Source organism: Rhizobium sp. P1_E1, from assembly GCF_056406015.1.
On the sequence record NZ_JBFUAY010000533.1, the window covers coordinates 1 to 1,048 of the forward strand.

Annotated in this window: 1 protein-coding gene; it reads right to left on the reverse strand. The window is 63.6% G+C overall.

From position 1 onward, the window contains the following. On the reverse strand, positions 1-1,048 hold a 1,048-nt coding region (locus AC1D1Z_RS37750), incomplete at both ends, for an SfnB family sulfur acquisition oxidoreductase (protein WP_477853955.1).

The following is a 1,048-nucleotide window of genomic DNA, read 5'->3' on the forward strand; positions in this document are numbered from 1 at the left end:
AGCTCGAAGAGCGTGTTTGAGGCCTCGATCGCCACTTCGGTGGTCAGCACCTTGGCGGCGGCAACCGCAAGCGTCGCCGCGACCACCTTTTCCTCCGTCGTCTCGACCTGCGCGGCATCGACCTTGTGGCCGGCGCGCTCGACAAGAGCCGTTGCGGCTTCCAGGCGGATGGCGATCTGGCCGACCTTGGCGATCGTCAGCGGATCGTCTGAGGCGCGGTCAAGGCCGCTATCCATCCAGGGGCGCGATTTCGTCCTGATGAAATCAAGCGTTTCGGCAAAGGCCGCCCGCGCGATACCGAGATCGACACCGGCATGGATGATCTGGCCGACGGAGCCAATCGTCGTCGGCCGTTCAAAACCTTTGTGGTGGAAGACCACGGAATCGGCGCTGACATAGACATTGTCGAGGATGGTCGTGCCACTGCCGGTGGTGCGCTGGCCGAAGCCATCCCAGTCGTCGACGATCTCGACGCCTTCGGTGCCCTTCGGCACGAAGGCCATGGTCAGCCGATCCTCCGGATCGAGCGCAAAGATGGTGATCCAGTCGGYGAAGAGGACGCCGGTCGAATAGAATTTGCGGCCATTGATCCGGTAACCCGGGCCGTCGCGGGTGATGCGCGTGTTGTAGTGGCCGACCGTCTTCGTGCCGCGCTCGGAAAGCGCATTGCCGAAACGATCGCCGGCCAGCACCCGGCCGAAGAAATAACGCTGCTGCTCCTCGCCACCGTCGGTTCTGAGCGCCTCGAGAATATAGAAATGGTTCTGCGGGATCTGGCCGATCGAACCGTCCGCCTCAGACAGGATTGCGGTGATCTCGGCAAGCACGGCGTTGGAGACGTCGAGCCCGCCATATTGCGCTGGCACGGTGATCGCCAGAAGGCCGGACTGGGCGAGAAGATCCAGTTCGCTAAACGGCAGGATCCGGTCGGCGTCGCGCTCGGCTGCGCGTGCGGCAAATTGCACCGCCAGTCTGCGGGCGGTGGCGATCGCCTCATCATCGCTGCCGATACGGTCGGCCACGGGCCGGATCTGATCTGCTTGCCTCA